Genomic DNA, 15,472 nt, shown 5'->3' on the forward strand with positions numbered 1-15,472 from the left:
GAGGTTGTCCTGAGGCGTTCAAAGAAAGCCAATGGCCTTGAGGTAATTGCAGCCTTTGCTCAACAGCGCCGAATCTTTGTCGGGGTAGTGTGCCCCCATCTGCTGGACGCCCTGTCGCGCGTTGTCGTGGCGGATCATTGAGGTGTCGCCGATGTCTTCGTCGAGGCGCTCGAGATAAAAACCAAGCACGCCAAACAGTGCGTTGTCCTGGCTGACCGTTCGTATCTCCTGTTGCCAATGTGCAATGCTCACCCGCCTGAACCGGTGACCCGCTCGGCTGAAAGCATCCAGGTAATGCGCCCAGCTCAACGGTTGTGGGTTGTGCAGGTTGAACACACTGCGATAGGCTTGAAAGCCGGCGCAGTGGAATGCAATGAAACGAGCCAGGAAGTCCACCGGCATCAGGTCGAAATTCAACGCCAGCCGCGGTACCAGGCCAAGTTGAAGTGAGCCCTTGAGCATCAGCATCAGCCGATTTTTCTGCGGCTGGCAGGCCCCCGTGCGGCTGTGGAAACTGATATTGCCGGGGCGATGGATGTTCACCCAGGCTCCGCGCTCCACCGCACGTCCCAGTTGCCGCTCGGCGACCCATTTGGACAGGTTATAGCCATTCTTGATGTACAGCGGCAGCGTGGTCGCGGCGGGTGCCTCAAGGACATAGCCCTGGGTGTCCAAGCTGCTTGAGGCTGACAGCGTCGAGATAAAGTTAAAGACCTTCTTGCAGTGCGTCTCGCACAGGCGCAAGCATTCGAAGATGGGGTCAACGTTGTCCCTGGCCAGTGATGCGTAGTCCATCACGTGGTTGACCCGTGCCGCGTTGTGCACCAGCACACCGAAGTCCCGAGTGAGCGTGTCGTAAGCGTCGTTGGCCAACCCCAATCGAGGCAGGCTGATATCGGCGGCGAATACCTGCACCCGGCTCAGGTCCAGATGATCCAGGCGGTACTCGCGCAACGCTTGGGTAAACCGCATCATCGCCGAATGCCCCGGCTCCTCACGCACCAGGCATGCCACCTGGGTTGCATGACCGGCCAGCAACGCCTCGACGATATGCACACCAACAAAGCTGTTGGCCCCTGTCACGATCACTTTGTGCGGGTCGCCTGCGCGGTTCTCGGGAAGGAGGTTGAGTGACCACTCCTGTTGTGCGTCGCGAACCGCCTGACTAGAGGGCGCATCGGGCCCTTCCCCGTCCTCCACCCATGTTGCGAGGGTACGAATAGTCGGCGCCTCAATGAAGTGGCTCAACGAGAAGCTGCGGCCGAATTGTTCGCGAAAACGCAATAAGAGTGTCGACAGCAAAATCGAATGGCCGCCGAGTTCAAAGAAACTCTCATCGATGGACAATTCATCCACGGGCAACGCCAGCAGCTCGATCCACAAGCGGGTCAATCGAATCTGAAGTGGGGTTTGCGCCGCGTTGCTGGGAGTCTGCAAAACGGATTGAGCCGGTAATGCGAGCAATGCTGCCCGGTCGACCTTGCCGTTGCTGGAACATGGCATGTGCGGCAACAGGCTCCAGAAACCGGGGTGCATGTAATCCGGCAGCCACTGTCGCGCGTGTTGCTGCAGGGCCGCCAAGGTGGCCCCCGGTTCGGGTTGAGCGACAAAGCTACGGATCCTGCGGTCATGGTCGATCACCACTGCGACCTGGCGATACAGCCGGCTGTTACGCAAGCACTGCTCTATCTCTTGGGGCTCGACCCGAAAGCCGCGGATTTTCACCTGATCATCACGGCGCCCCCCCAGCACAATCCCATCGGCGGTCCACTGTGCCAGATCACCGCTGCGGTAAGCCCTCAGCGACTGACCCCCTGGCACCGCCAGTTCCACGAAAGGGCTGGCAAGCTGTTGCAGCGCGTTCACATACCCCAGGCTCACCCCAGGGCCGATGATATAGACCTCGCCTATGACCTGTTCATCTACCGGCTGCAGGTTCTCGTCAAGGATCAGCACCTGGCTGTTGGCGATGGGGCTTCCGACGTTGCGGTTGCTATCACCGGGGAGCAGCGTGCGATGGGTGACCAGCACCGTGGCCTCCGTGGGCCCATAGAGGTTGTGAAACTGGCAGTGCCCCGCGAGGCGTTCGATCACATGGGGCTCGCACACATCGCCGCCGGTAAGCAGGTGTGTCAGGCCCAGCGGTTGATCGAGCGGCAGAATGCTCAGCAGCGCAGGCGGCAGGAAGGCGTGGGTGACTCGCTGCCGTTGAAGCAGATCCAGCAGTTGCTGAGGGTCCTGTCGTTGCTCTGCGCTGGGGACAATCAACTCGGCCCCTGCTAACAAGCTGGGGAAAATATCGATCAGCGAAGCGTCAACGCTCAATGGCGAAAATTGCAGGACGCGGCTCAGCTCATCCAGGCTCATACAGGACCTGAACCAGGCCGTGAAATGCGCCAGGTTGGTCTGGCTGAGCAGCACACCCTTGGGTTGACCGGTGGTGCCTGATGTAAAGAGCGTCATGCAAGGACCGTCGGGGCGCGGGCGAGTCTGCACCAACGGACGCATGACGTCGGCGCTCCGCGGGTCGACCTTGCTGACATCCAGTGCAGTGAAGCGTCCCCGCAAGGGATGCTGACCCGCGTCAAGCAATACCCTGGCTTGCGCGCTCTCAAGCATGGCCTGATGGCGTTGAACCGGGTGGTCCGGACCCAGCGGCAGATACACGGCTGCGCAGCCCATCACCGCAAGAATGCTGGCGTACAACTCGATGGATTTTTCCAGGCACACGCCGACCACCGTTGGCGCCTGCCCAGTCGCCAGCAACGGCTGTAGTTGTTGCTGGATCGCCAAGGCGTGAAGCTGCAATTGACGATAGATCACTGTGTTGCCGGCGATGTTCAGCGCCGGCCGATCGGCGAAGGTGCGAAGGCTGGCCTGCAACTGTTCGATCACGGGCACCTGGGCTTCCCGCATGACAACAGGGTCTTCTGTGCGGTTGAATCGATGGACAAATGCCAGCGCGTCAAGCGCGTCCAAGCCTTGCTCGGGCCATTCATTGGCGGCCGCGTGCACAGAGAAATATCCAGTGTCCCGCGAGAATCCACTCACGTGCAGCGCGACCCACTCCACCAAGGCATGGGTTACCCGCTGGCGCAGCCGTTGGCCGTTGCCACTGGGTTCTCCGGTGATGCCAAGCACAGCCGATAATCGCCGGTCGGGCCCATAGGCTCGCAGTTGCAGCGCGGGTAGCCCGTATTCGGTTATCGGGCCAACACCCAGGCGCAGGCTGAACACTAGGAGTCGATCTGCTGGGGCCCGCAGCGACTGACTGCCGTCATCGATCAACAAGTCGATGCCTTCATCACTCAAGGCATGCCCATACTGTTCCAGCGCTTGCCTGATGGCGCCCAAGGCGCTGCTGGTGCCAGCAAACCCGATGGTCAGGCGCCTCATGTCAGCCTCCCGGACACCGGCAAGTAATTGTCCAACGCTTGCGCCACACTCGGCGTTTGCAGCAAACCGCTGTGTTGCAGGAAGCCCAGAATGTTGTCCATCAGCGGGTGCCGACGGGTGATCGGGAACGCCAGTGCCGTCACTTCATCGCGCAATGCGCTGCGCAGGCCTTCGCTGGCATCGAGGTGTTCGATCAAGTGCAGGTCGAAGTTTTTTTGCAGGTCGTTCGTCAGGTACTGAGCCAGGAATATCGGCAGCACCTGAGCGATGCTGTCGCGGTCTTCCGCGCTCGCCGTGTGCCAATACAGGCGTACGAGCCGTGTCCAGAATTGCGCATGGCGGCCCTCATCAAACAGGTGATCGGCCATCAAGCCACGGATGGAGGCTTTGACACTGGTGTCCTTGGCGAACGCAGCCACCTCGTGGGTCACGGTGTTTTCGGCAATGGCCACGCCAATCAGCGCTATTGCATCGCGCAGGTGGGCTGGCGCCTTGGCCTGGGCCGCAGGCAGCGCACGGCTCAATTCAATTTCCCTGGGCGGGTCCAACGGTTGTATGCCGGTCATGGCCACGGTTTGCTGCAGGAAATCCAACGCAACCAGTGCGTGGTAGTCCTCGTCCACGACAACGGTCATCGCATCTACGCGGCAGGCAAGCGGGAAGGGCACCGAGAAGCGATTCTTGGCAATGCTGCGCGCAGTCTTGTCGACGATCTCAGTCTCGAAGATCACCACGTCGTTGATGAATTTGTAGAAGCTTTGCACCAGCACGAAATCGCGCCATTGCGGGCAGTGTTCGAGGAAGGTTGCACAGAGCACCAAGGGCTGGCGGCACATCGGGTAGATGAGCTTGTCATCGTCTTCCAGCAAACGGCGAGGGCGTGTGCGGATGGTTGCGCGGCGCTCCCAGTCGTCGGCAATGGCGTGGTAGTCGGCTGCGCTCATGGGTGCACCTCCAGCAGCGAGGCCTGAACCTCATCCCAGAATGCAATACGGCTTTGCACGGCCGCGAGGGCGGCATTGTTGGCCTGTTGCGGGTACGCCGGGTCTGCACTGACAAGGTGTTGGAGCAACTGCTCTGCTGCTGGGCCATGATCCTGGGCGTCCAATTCGATGTGACGCTTGAGGTAAGCGCACAGTGTCGGCGCGTGGCGATGGATAAGCTCATCAGATTGCAGGATGCGCTCGAATATCGTCGGGATGACATGCTCGCGACCGTGCAGGAATGTTGCCGCCACACAATGGGTAGGCGCGTTCAGCGCGAGATGCAATGTGTCGCTGACGAAGCGGGCCACGCCGGGAAGAATCTCTACCTCACGCAAGGCGGCAGTCGCTTCCATGCCTTGGCGTTGCAGCGCAACAAAGCGTTTGATCGGCGAGGTGCTGGCGCCCACTTCGGCCATGGCCTCCAGATAGAGTTCGAAGTGGCTGCAATAGCCTCCCTCGGGATGCTCGTCTGACTCCTCACTCAGCACGACCTCATTGATCAGGCGCGCGGCTTGCGTGTCGGCAGGTGGCAGCCAGGGCAGACGCGTGCAGGTCAGGTCCCGTTGCAGACGTTTGGCGAGGGTCATGAAGTCCCAGACGGCAAATATGTGGCTTTCCATAAAAAGTTGTAACTTGCGCAGGGAAGTTATTTCTGGAAATAACGAATGGCTGCATAACTGCAATTTTGCTGTTTCAAGTAACGGTTGATGCATGGTTGGTGCCTATAAGTTATTGCGTCTGCTGTGAAAAAACAGCGATGAGTTCTTGTAGTTGGCAAGAAGTGAATAGGTATGGACCAGCCGTACGCGTGCAAGGCGCTTCTAATGAGGCGACTGCAGCATCGAGTGAAGTGTCTGGTTTAGTAATAAAAGATGATAAGCGGGTTAAACAATTTGGCGAGCATACAAATGTGTTAGAAGTTTTTCTAAATAATATGGGCTGTAAGTTAGTGTCTTTATTGAAAGTGGGAAGTTTCGTGGGGCGGGGTACTAACCGTTAGTTAGGGAACCCCGCAACACTGCAAGATCGAGACAGGAAAGCTGGAAGGCTTATTACGTGCCTTTTTTGTCGCCGGCATCCAGGCCATTGAGGTATGCCGTGATTACCTCCATGCCTCGCATCAAGTGATTGCGCAGCGTCAGGATGCTTTCTTCGATTTTTTTCTGTGCCACCAGGCTCAGCAGTTCGCGGTGATCCTCCTGGGACGTCTGGCCCAACCCCATGGCCTCAAGGTTGTAACGCAGGAAACGTTCTTCCTCGTTCAAACCGTGCTCCACCAATTTGAGCAGCCGCTGGTTCGGGGCCTTGCCATACAAGGCCATGTGAAACAGCCGGTTGAGGCGACCAATCTCGGTGTAGTCTTTTTCCTGCTCCAAGGCGACGATGATGGCGTCCGCCTCGGCGATATCGGTTTCGGTGAGCAAAGGGATGGACGAGCGCAGCGCTTCAGACTCCAGCAGCATCCGCAGTTCATAGGTTTCGGCCGAATTATCCTCGATCAAGGGTGCGACGACAGCACCCTTGTGGGTCACCACATGCAGCAGTGACTGGGCTTCCAGCTGGCGCAAGGCTTCGCGCACCGGCATGCGGCTGACCCCGAACAGGCTGGCCAATTCCTGTTGGCGCATGGCGGTACCGCAGGGCAACCGACCGTCCAAGATGGCGTTGCGCAAGGTTTCTTCAATCACGGAGCGAGCGAGATGGGCGGGGATCGTTCCGCTGATCTTGATGCTGTTCAAAGGGGTCGGCTTCTGCGTCACGGTTACGTTATGCTCCTTATTAGAATGGGCATGGCTAATTGGATCCAATGCACACTAGAGACTGACCATAGGCTTGTCAAACGCGCACAGTTTCGGCTTGTAAGCGCTTCAACATAACGCTCTGAGCACCCACAGCCAGCCTCTATCGGGTCTTACGCATTCAGGTTCAACTCGCCTGCTATCGAGCGGGAAATTGCAGTACAGGCAGCTAAGCGCTCGTCACTTCGACACTGCAGTTTATTCCCTTGGCGCCAAGCGCGCGGGGTTTGGTCACCACATTCCCGTATATCGATATTCACTAACGGTATTTAAAATGCCGTTCTTATATCTATAAAGTCATTTTCCTGTCTGACCGGGAGTGACCTCATGTCCGCCACCTCTACTGTTCCAACAGCGACCGCAACCGCCCAAACGTTCGAGATTCGTCCATTTCCCGGTAGCGTTGGCGCCGAGATCATCGGCCTGGACCTGTCGCGCCCGGTCAACGATCAGGATTTCTCGCGTATTCACCGTGCGCACCTGGACCATCACGTCGTGGTGTTTCGCGATCAGCGCATCACCCCCCAACAACAGATCGCCTTCAGCCGTCGCTTTGGCGTGTTGCAAATCCATGTGCTCAAACAGTTCTTGCTGGCTGACCATCCGGAAATCCTGATCGTCTCCAACATTATCGAAAACGGCCAATCCATCGGCCTGGGGGATGCGGGCAAGTTCTGGCATTCAGACCTGTCCTACAAGGAGCTGCCCAGCCTGGGCTCGATGCTTCACGCCCAAGAGTTGCCTTCAGAAGGCGGCGACACCTTGTTTGCTGACATGCACAAAGCCTGGGACCAATTGCCGGAACACCTGCGCAAAGCCGTCGAAGGCCGCAGCGCCGTCCATTCCTACACGGCGCGTTACAGCGAAACCAAATTCGAAGGCAACTGGCGCCCCACGTTGACCCCTGAGCAGCTGGCCCAGGTGGCGGAAGTCGTACACCCCATCGTGCGCACCCACCCGGAAAACGGCCGCAAGGCGCTGTTCGTCAGTGAAGGTTTCACCACCCGTATCGTCGGCCTGCCGGAAGACGAAAGCCGCGACCTGCTGGCCCAGCTCTACGCCCACAGCGTGCTGCCCCACAACATCTACCGCCACCAATGGCAGCCCCACGACCTGGTGTTTTGGGACAACCGCTCGCTGATCCACCTGGCCGCCGGGTGCCCGAGCCACCTGCGCCGCAAGCTGTTTCGCACCACCATCCAGGGCGACGCGCCTTTCTGATACGGAGCATGACCATGTCCAGGAAACTTCCATTTGCACGGCTGGCCGCGACCGTCGGTCTGGGCGTCAGCCTGCTGGCTGGCGGCCTTGTTGCACCGGCGGCTGCGCAGGCTGAAGGCGAGATCCGCATCGCCGAGCAGTTCGGCATCGTTTACCTGTTGCTCAATGTGGTTCGTGATCAGAACCTGATCGAAAAATACGGTAAGCAGGAAGGTATCGACATCAAGGTCGACTGGACCCAATTGTCCGGTGGTGCAGCCGTCAATGATGCATTGCTCTCCGGCTCCATCGATATCGCGGGTGCCGGTGTCGGCCCGCTGTTGACCATCTGGGACCGCACCCACGGCAAGCAGAACGTCAAGGCGGTCGCTTCCCTGGGCAACTTTCCGTACTACCTAGTGAGCAACAATCCCCAGGTCAAGACCATTGCCGATTTCACCGAAAAAGATCGCATCGCTGTACCGGCAGTAGGCGTGTCGGTGCAATCGCGCTTCCTGCAATACGCCGCCGCCAAACAATGGGGCGATAAAGCATTCAATCGCCTCGATAAGTACACCGTCGCTGTCCCGCACCCGGATGCCACCGCGGCACTGATTGCTGGCGGCACCGAGCTAACCGGGCACTTCTCCAACCCGCCGTTTCAGGACCAGGCCCTGGCTAACCCGAACGTGCATGTGGTGCTCAACACCTACGACCTGCTCGGCCCGAACTCGCCGACGGTGCTGTTCGCCACCGAGAAATTCCGCAATGACAACCCGAAAACCTACAGGGCGTTCGTCGAAGCATTGACCGAAGCGGCGCAGTTCGCCCAGAACAATAAAGGCGCTGCGGCCGACACTTACATCCGTGTGACCAAGGCCAAGATCGACCGCACCGCGTTGTTGAAAATCATCGATAACCCGCAGTTCGAATTCAGCGTCACGCCGAAAAATACCTATCCGCTGGCGGAATTCCTCTACCGCGTCGGCGCCATCAAGAACAAGCCTGAATCGTGGAAGGACTACTTCTTCCAGGACGCCAAGCCCCTGCAAGGAAGTTGAGATGAACGCGCCCTTGCAAGGCCACACGGCCAGCAACCTGCATACCACCGCCCCGTTGCTGGCGGTGGATAACGTCAGCCTGGAATACCGCACGCCTGAGCGCGTGGTGCGGGCTACTCACCAGGTGAGTTTCGAGATCGACCCGGCCGACCGCTACGTGCTGCTCGGGCCTTCGGGCTGCGGCAAATCCACCTTGCTCAAGTCCATCGCCGGGTTTATCAAGCCTTGCGAAGGCGAGATCCGCCTGTTGGGCCAAAAGGTCGAACAACCTGGTCCGGATCGCATCGTGGTGTTCCAGGAATTCGACCAACTGCCGCCGTGGAAAACCGTCAAACAGAACGTGATGTTTCCACTGCTTGCGTCGAAAACCTTGAAGCGGCCTGAAGCCGAAGAACGTGCGTTGCATTATCTCGACAAAGTCGGCCTCACGGCCTTTGCCGATGCCTACCCACACACCCTGTCCGGCGGCATGAAAGCCCGTGTCGCCATCGCCCGTGCCTTGGCCATGCAGCCGAAAATCCTGCTGATGGACGAGCCCTTCGCCGCCCTCGACGCGCTGACCCGGCGCAAGATGCAGGAAGAGTTGCTGCTGCTCTGGGAGGAGGTGCGCTTCACCCTGTTGTTTGTCACCCACTCCATCGAAGAAGCGCTGGTGGTGGGCAATCGCATCCTGCTGTTGTCGCCCCATCCTGGGCGTGTGCGTGCGGAAATCCACAGCCATCAATACGACCTGCACAGCCTTGGTGGCGTGGCGTTCCAGGCGTCGGCGCGGCGGATTCATCGTTTGTTGTTCGATGAAGCGCCCGAAGCCGAACGTGAGTTGGGTTTTGCCGATATTCGCATCGCTTACTGAAGGGGCAGCTCAATGCGCCAGGAATACGAAATTACCCTAGAACCGCTGCTCAGCATTCCCGTGGAACGCGAGCTGCCCCTGCGCCAACGCCTGTGGCAACAAGGCTGGCTGCGCAAGGGGTTGATCTTGATCGTGCTCGCGATCCTCTGGGAAGCCGTTGCGCGCTACCAGAACAACGACCTGCTGCTACCGAGCTTCCTGCAGACCTTTCATGCGCTTTACGACGGCCTGCTCAGTGGTGAATTGCTCAGCAAAGTCAGCATCTCGCTGGTGGTGCTGATCAAGGGCTACCTGATCGGCATCGTGCTGGCGTTTGCCCTGACCACCTTGGCGGTGTCGACCCAACTGGGCCGCGACCTGCTAAGTACACTGACCTCGATGTTCAACCCGCTGCCGGCCATCGCGCTGTTGCCGCTGGCGCTGCTGTGGTTTGGCCTGGGGCAGAACAGCCTGATTTTCGTGCTGGTGCATTCGGTGCTGTGGGCGTTGGCGCTCAACACGTACTCGGGGTTCCTCGGCGTGTCCGAGACCCTGCGCATGGCCGGCCGCAACTATGGCCTCAAGGGCATGCGCTTTGTGCTGTTCATCCTGATCCCGGCGGCACTGCCGTCGATCCTCGCGGGCCTCAAGATCGGCTGGGCGTTTGCCTGGCGCACGCTGATCGCCGCCGAGCTGGTATTCGGTGCAACAAGCGGCAAGGGTGGTCTGGGCTGGTACATCTTCCAGAACCGCAACGAGCTGTACACCGACAAGGTGTTTGCTGGCTTGGCGGTGGTGATCCTGATCGGGTTGCTGGTGGAAAACCTGGTGTTTGACACGTTTGAGCGGCTGACGGTGAAACGCTGGGGCATGCAACGCTGAATACGCTACGATTGCGCCAAGTTCACTCCCCACTGATCACGAGTGCCTGGCATGCAGCTACCGGACATGAACCTGTTGGTCGCCCTCGACGCCTTGCTTGATGAGGGCAGTGTGGTCGGCGCCGCACGGCGGATGAACCTCAGCCCGGCCGCGATGAGCCGCACCCTCACGCGGATTCGCGAAGCGGTGGGCGACCCGATTCTGGTACGCGCCGGTCGCGGCCTGGTGCCGACGCCCAAGGCGCTTCAGTTGCAGGGCCAGGTGCGCAATGTGGTGGAGCAGGCGGCGCTGCTGTTCCGCTCGGCGGACCAGGTTGACCTGAGCACCTTGCGCCGCCGCTTCAGCGTGCGCGCCAATGACTTTTTTATCGGCGTGTATGGCGGTCGCCTGTTCGACACCATGGAGCGCATGGCACCGCTGTGCGAGCTGTGCTTTGTGCCCGAAGGCGACACCGACGACGAGGCCCTGCGCGAAGGGCGGCTGGATTTGCGCGTGAGCAACACCACGCCGACCAGCCCCGAAGTGAAGGTGCAAAACCTGTTTTCCACGACCTTCGTCGGCCTGGCGCGGGAAGACCACCCGTTGTTCGACGAGGAAATCACCGCGGCACGCTTCGCCAGCTATTCCCATATCAGCATCTCGCGGCGCGGCATTGCCCGTGGGCCGATCGACACCGCGCTGAACGCCCAGGGCCTTGAGCGTCGGGTGGCGATGATCGCTCCAGGCTTTCACGGCGCGATGTTCATGCTGCCGGATTCCGACCTGATCCTGCCGGTGCCCAAGGAAGCGTTGTTGAGCGCCAATCGCCTGAAACTGCCACTGCGCGCGTTCGCCTTGCCGATCTCGCTGCCCACGCTGGTATTGGCGCAATCCTGGCACCCGCGATTCGACAAAGACCCCGCCCATAAATGGCTGCGCGAAACCATGCGCGAAAGCTGCCACGCCACTTGGCTCGAAGCCCAACCCACTTGAATCTAAAGCGAGCACGGTCCATGTGGGAGCTGGCTTGCCTGCGATAGCGGTGGGTCAATTAACCAGTGTGTATCAGACAGCCCGCCATCGCAGGCAAGCCAGCTCCCACAGGAGTTTGCGCAGATTTTTAGGATTGCGTCTGGCGCACTTATAACCTGCCAACAAGTAACTTTTTGTCATATGTGTGCCTGATTAAACTGCTCGGGTATTGACCATTCCGAGTTACCTGTTCATGACTTCCCTCGCCGCCCCCACCCTTGCGGCCGCAGCCAAGCCCACTGCCATCACCCCGCCCGTATTCGGCCCGCGCATCATCATCGGCCTGGTCGGCGTGTTGTTGGCGGTGCTGGTCTCCGGTCTCAACGAAATGGTCACCAAGGTGGCCCTCGCAGATATTCGCGGCGCTCTATACATCGGGTTTGACGAAGGCACCTGGCTGGTTGCGGCCTACACCGCCACCTCCGTGTCGGCCATGGCCTTTGCGCCCTGGTGTTCGGTGACTTTTTCGCTGCGGCGTTTCACCCTGTGCGCCATCGGCCTGTTCACCGTGCTCGGCATTTTGTGTCCGTTCGCGCCGAATTACGAAAGCCTGTTGGTGCTGCGCACCGTGCAAGGCCTGGCGGGCGGTGCATTACCGCCGATGTTGATGACCGTGGCGCTGCGCTTCCTGCCAGCCAACGTCAAGTTGTACGGGCTGGCCGGTTATGCGCTCACCGCTACCTTCGGTCCAAGCCTGGGCACACCGTTGGCGGCGCTGTGGACCGAATATGTCGGCTGGCAGTGGGCGTTCTGGCAGATCGTCGCGCCGTGCCTGTTGGCGATGGCCGCCGTGGCCTACGGCCTGCCGCAAGACCCGCTGCGCCTGGAGCGCTTCAAGCAATTCAACTGGCGCGGCTTGCTGCTGGGCTTCCCGGCGATCTGCATGCTGGTGATCGGCATCCTGCAAGGCAACCGTTTGGACTGGTTCGAGTCGGGGCTGATCACGTTCCTGCTGAGCGGCGGCGGCGTGTTGCTGGTGCTGTTCATGGTCAATGAATGGTCGCACCCGATGCCGTTTTTCAAGCTGCAGATGCTTGGCCTGCGCAACCTGGCGTTCGCCTTGATCGTGCTGGCAGGCGTGCTGATGGTGCTGACCTCGGTGATCATCATCCCGTCGAGTTTCCTCGCCCAGGTCCAGGGTTACCGGCCCCTGCAAACTGCGCCGGTGATGTTGCTGATGGCGCTGCCGCAGTTGATTGCACTGCCGTTGGTGGCGGCGCTGTGCAACCTGCGGTGGGTCGATTGCCGCTGGGTGCTGGGCATTGGCCTCGGCATGTTGGTGCTGTGCTGCATAGGCAGCGCGCACCTGACCTCGGAATGGATTCGCGACGATTTTTACGGCCTGTACCTGCTGCAAATCTTCGGGCAACCGATGGCCGTGTTGCCGCTGCTGATGCTTTCCACCGGCAGCATCCAGCCAATGGACGGGCCGTTCGCCTCCGCCTGGTTCAACACCGTCAAGGGCTTGGCCGCCGTGATTGCCACGGGCGTGCTCGATGCGCTGACCACCCAGCGCCTGCACTTTCACTCGACGATGTTGGTGGACCGCCTGGGCAACTCGCGCCTGGTCGATGGCGACGCGTCGGGCCTGGCGCACCGCCTGCACGAGCAGGCGGTGGTGCTGACCTCTTCGGATCTCTATTACGTCATGGCCGCGGTCGCGGTGGCGTTGATCCTGCTGATTTTCTGGATGCCCACGCGGATCTTTCCGCCCCGCGCTCCGACTTGATTGAAAGGACTGTTCATGAAACGCAAAGACAAAATTGCCGTCTCCGTTATCGCCGTGTTTGCCGTTGGTGTGCTGGTGTACCTGGCCGCGCCGGGCCTGCTGGGCAGCAAGCGCCAGACCACCAACGACGCCTTCGTCGCCGCTGATTTCACCTTGGTGGCACCGCGCGTGGCGGGCTTTATCAAGGAGGTGCTGGTGGAAGACAACCAGTGCGTCAAGGCCGGGCAACTGCTGGCGCTGATCGACGACCGCGATTTCCGCGCCGCCGCCCAGGCGGCTGACGCCGACACGCTCGTCGCCCAAGCCCAACTGAAAAACGCCACCGCCACCCTCGAACGCCAAAGCTCAGTCATCGCCCAGGCCCAGGCCACTGTCGCGGCGGATCGCGCCGAAGTGGCCTTCGCCGAACACGAGTTGAACCGCTACAACCACCTCGCCGGTGTGGGCGCCGGCACCGTACAGAACGCCCAGCAGGCCAAGACCCGCATCGACCAGGCCACCGCGCGCCTGGCCAGTGCTACGGCGGTGCTGGCGGCTGAACGCAAGCAAGTGGAAATCCTCACGGCCCAGCGCGATGCCGCGGAAGGTGGGCTCAAACGCGCCCAGGCCGCGCTGGAATTGGCCAGTTACCAACTGTCGTACACGCGCATCGTCGCGCCAGTGGATGGCATGGTCGGCGAGCGTGCGGTGCGGGTCGGCGCCTATGTGACGCCGGGCAGCAAGATCCTCGCGGTCGTGCCGCTGGAACAGGCCTACGTGGTGGCCAATTTCCAGGAAACCCAGCTTTCCCATATGCACGCCGGCCAAGCCGTGCAGGTGCGCGTCGACAGCCTCGACGGTGAACTGCTCAACGGGCATCTGGAAAGCCTGGCGCCTGCGACTGGGGTGACGTTCGCTTCGGTCAAACCCGACAACGCCACTGGCAACTTCACCAAGGTGGTGCAGCGGATTCCCGTGAAGATCGTCCTCGAACCGGGTCAGGCGCTGACCGAGCGCCTGCGGGTCGGCATGTCGGTGGAAGCCAGCGTCGACACTCAGCCGGTCGCGCAGCAGCGTGAGGTGGCCCAGCAATGAAACAAATTGCCTGGCTCATGTTGAGTATCATCAGCCTGAGTGCCTGCACCGTCGGCCCGGACTTTCAGAAACCCCAGAGCCCGCAAGTGGCGCAATGGAGCGAACCCCAGGGCCGCAAGGCGGCCAGCCGCGCCGTCAGCGACCCGCTGCAGGAACGCTGGTGGGATGTGTTCCACGACGAGCAACTCTCGGCCCTCACGCGTCGCGCGCTCACCGATAACCTCGACTTGAAACTGGCCAGCAGCCGCCTGCAACAAAGCCGCGCCGTACGCCAAGTGACCACTGCCGAGCGCTATCCCAACGTCAATGCCACCGGTGACTACCAACGCCAACGCAACAGTGGCAAAGGCCTGAGCGACCCGTCCGGCAACAACGGCCGTTCGGCCTTCAATCAATGGGACATGGGCTTCTCCGCATCCTGGGAGCTGGATTTCTGGGGCCGCGTCAAACGTGAAACCGAAGCCGCCGACGCCACCCTGCAAGTGGCTGAAAACGACCGTCGCGCTGTGCTGCTGTCAGTGTTGGCCGAGACCGCCCAGGACTACATCCAACTGCGCGGCGTACAGAACACCCGCGCCGTCACTGAGCAAAACCTCGACGTCGCCCGCCACAGCCTCAAGCTTTCGCAGTTGCGCTTGGCTGACGGCGTGGCGACAGATTTGGATGTGGCCGAAGCCGCTGCCCAAGTCGCCGCCATCGAAGCGCGCCTGCCAGATTTGCAACAGCGTCAGGACCAACTGATCAACGCCCTCAGCCTGCTGATGGGCGAGCCGCCGCAAGCCTTGCACGCGCAGTTGTCCAAGGACGCCGCCGTGCCGCAAACCCAGCGCCAGGTTGCAATTGGCTTGCCGTCGGAGTTGGCCGAGCGTCGCCCGGATATCCGCCAGGCCGAGGCCCGGCTGCACGCTGCCACCGCGAGCATCGGCGTAGCCAAGGGCGATTTTTACCCGCGCATCACCTTGTCCGGCAGCCTCGGTTCCCAGGCCATGCAACTCTCGGATTTCGGTTCCTGGGGCTCACGCGCGTTTGCCTTCGGCCCGCAGTTCAGCCTGCCGCTGTTCAATGGCGGGCGTTTGCAAGGCATGCTGAACCTGCGCGAAGCCCAGCAACAGGAAGCGGCGCTTGCCTACCAGCAAACCGTACTGCGCGCCTGGCATGAGATCGACGACCAGCTGACCCGCTACAACGCCAGCCAACTGCGGCGCGACAGCCTCGCTGAAGCCGTGCGCCAGAACCAGATCGCCCTGACCACCGCGCAGCATCAGTACGTTGAAGGGGTGGTGGATTTCGTCAACGTGCTGACCGTGCAAAGCGCGCTGCTGGCCACGCAAGAGCAGTGGGTGGAAAGCTCCACCGGTGTGTCCCTGGCGATGGTTGGCCTGTACAAAGCCTTGGGTGGCGGCTGGGAATCGGTGTACCCGCTGCAAGCCGCTGGGCGCTGAGTTACAAAGAGTTTTTGTCAGTCGCGAAATAAGGTGTAATGATAATTGCTCTCAATAGTG

12 protein-coding genes are annotated in these 15,472 nt (G+C 60.6%); 8 read left to right on the forward strand and 4 right to left on the reverse strand.

Annotated features, from left to right (window positions below; all coding sequences use genetic code 11):
* Window positions 1-18: 18 nt before the first annotated feature.
* The 4 genes from AB4O35_RS06715 to AB4O35_RS06730 all read right to left on the reverse strand — a co-directional run bounded on the left by AB4O35_RS06715 (window position 19) and on the right by AB4O35_RS06730 (window position 6,142).
* Window positions 19-3,396 (reverse strand): amino acid adenylation domain-containing protein, encoded by a 3,378-nt coding sequence (locus tag AB4O35_RS06715; RefSeq protein ID WP_065945760.1) that lies wholly within the window; start codon window positions 3,394-3,396, stop codon window positions 19-21.
* Window positions 3,393-4,340: a diiron oxygenase gene (locus AB4O35_RS06720; protein ID WP_065945761.1), complete on the reverse strand. Its 948-nt coding sequence runs from the start codon at window positions 4,338-4,340 to the stop codon at window positions 3,393-3,395. The genes AB4O35_RS06715 and AB4O35_RS06720 overlap by 4 nt, the downstream gene beginning before the upstream one ends.
* Window positions 4,337-5,095 carry a DUF3050 domain-containing protein gene (locus AB4O35_RS06725; protein ID WP_065872832.1) on the reverse strand — a complete coding sequence of 253 codons (759 nt, stop codon included), beginning with the start codon at window positions 5,093-5,095 and terminating at the stop codon, window positions 4,337-4,339. Before AB4O35_RS06725 ends, AB4O35_RS06720 begins: the two co-directional genes overlap by 4 nt.
* Window positions 5,096-5,434: 339 nt before the next feature.
* Window positions 5,435-6,142, reverse strand: coding sequence for a GntR family transcriptional regulator (locus AB4O35_RS06730; RefSeq protein ID WP_065872831.1), 708 nt, complete (start codon window positions 6,140-6,142; stop codon window positions 5,435-5,437).
* A 366-nt stretch (window positions 6,143-6,508) separates the two neighbouring features.
* Here AB4O35_RS06730 and AB4O35_RS06735 point away from each other — a divergent pair, with 366 nt between their 5' ends.
* The 8 genes from AB4O35_RS06735 (at window position 6,509) to AB4O35_RS06770 (ending at window position 15,412) form a co-directional block, all read left to right on the forward strand.
* On the forward strand, window positions 6,509-7,402 hold the full coding sequence (locus AB4O35_RS06735; protein ID WP_065872830.1) for a TauD/TfdA dioxygenase family protein: 894 nt from the start codon (window positions 6,509-6,511) through the stop codon (window positions 7,400-7,402).
* 14 nt (window positions 7,403-7,416) lie between these two features.
* The gene (locus AB4O35_RS06740; protein WP_065872829.1) at window positions 7,417-8,442 is read left to right on the forward strand and encodes an ABC transporter substrate-binding protein; all 1,026 of its coding nucleotides are present in this window, start codon (window positions 7,417-7,419) and stop codon (window positions 8,440-8,442) included.
* 1 nt (window position 8,443) lies between these two features.
* Complete coding sequence (locus tag AB4O35_RS06745) at window positions 8,444-9,295, forward strand: ABC transporter ATP-binding protein (protein ID WP_065872828.1); 852 nt, start codon at window positions 8,444-8,446, stop codon at window positions 9,293-9,295.
* Between the two features lie 12 nt (window positions 9,296-9,307).
* Window positions 9,308-10,156, forward strand: coding sequence for an ABC transporter permease (locus AB4O35_RS06750; protein WP_065872827.1), 849 nt, complete (start codon window positions 9,308-9,310; stop codon window positions 10,154-10,156).
* Between the two features lie 51 nt (window positions 10,157-10,207).
* The gene (locus AB4O35_RS06755; RefSeq protein WP_065872826.1) at window positions 10,208-11,128 is read left to right on the forward strand and encodes a LysR family transcriptional regulator; all 921 of its coding nucleotides are present in this window, start codon (window positions 10,208-10,210) and stop codon (window positions 11,126-11,128) included.
* Between the two features lie 232 nt (window positions 11,129-11,360).
* Window positions 11,361-12,896 (forward strand): MFS transporter, encoded by a 1,536-nt coding sequence (locus tag AB4O35_RS06760; RefSeq protein WP_065872825.1) that lies wholly within the window; start codon window positions 11,361-11,363, stop codon window positions 12,894-12,896.
* A 15-nt stretch (window positions 12,897-12,911) separates the two neighbouring features.
* Entirely contained in the window at window positions 12,912-13,970 is a 1,059-nt protein-coding gene (locus AB4O35_RS06765; protein ID WP_460149573.1) for an HlyD family secretion protein, read from the forward strand.
* Window positions 13,967-15,412, forward strand: coding sequence for an efflux transporter outer membrane subunit (locus tag AB4O35_RS06770; protein ID WP_065872823.1), 1,446 nt, complete (start codon window positions 13,967-13,969; stop codon window positions 15,410-15,412). The genes AB4O35_RS06765 and AB4O35_RS06770 overlap by 4 nt, the downstream gene beginning before the upstream one ends.
* Window positions 15,413-15,472 lie beyond the last annotated feature (60 nt).

The sequence above is a fragment of the Pseudomonas sp. H1_A03 genome (assembly GCF_054685145.1).

Coding starts and splice junctions, on each gene's coding strand:
- AB4O35_RS06715 (WP_065945760.1), bottom strand. CDS start 3,396: ATGAGGCGCCTGACCATCGGGTTTGCTGGCACCAGCAGCGCCTTGGGC.
- AB4O35_RS06720 (WP_065945761.1), bottom strand. CDS start 4,340: ATGAGCGCAGCCGACTACCACGCCATTGCCGACGACTGGGAGCGCCGC.
- AB4O35_RS06725 (WP_065872832.1), bottom strand. CDS start 5,095: ATGCATCAACCGTTACTTGAAACAGCAAAATTGCAGTTATGCAGCCAT.
- AB4O35_RS06735 (WP_065872830.1), top strand. CDS start 6,509: ATGTCCGCCACCTCTACTGTTCCAACAGCGACCGCAACCGCCCAAACG.
- AB4O35_RS06740 (WP_065872829.1), top strand. CDS start 7,417: ATGTCCAGGAAACTTCCATTTGCACGGCTGGCCGCGACCGTCGGTCTG.
- AB4O35_RS06745 (WP_065872828.1), top strand. CDS start 8,444: ATGAACGCGCCCTTGCAAGGCCACACGGCCAGCAACCTGCATACCACC.
- AB4O35_RS06750 (WP_065872827.1), top strand. CDS start 9,308: ATGCGCCAGGAATACGAAATTACCCTAGAACCGCTGCTCAGCATTCCC.
- AB4O35_RS06755 (WP_065872826.1), top strand. CDS start 10,208: ATGCAGCTACCGGACATGAACCTGTTGGTCGCCCTCGACGCCTTGCTT.
- AB4O35_RS06760 (WP_065872825.1), top strand. CDS start 11,361: ATGACTTCCCTCGCCGCCCCCACCCTTGCGGCCGCAGCCAAGCCCACT.
- AB4O35_RS06765 (WP_460149573.1), top strand. CDS start 12,912: ATGAAACGCAAAGACAAAATTGCCGTCTCCGTTATCGCCGTGTTTGCC.
- AB4O35_RS06770 (WP_065872823.1), top strand. CDS start 13,967: ATGAAACAAATTGCCTGGCTCATGTTGAGTATCATCAGCCTGAGTGCC.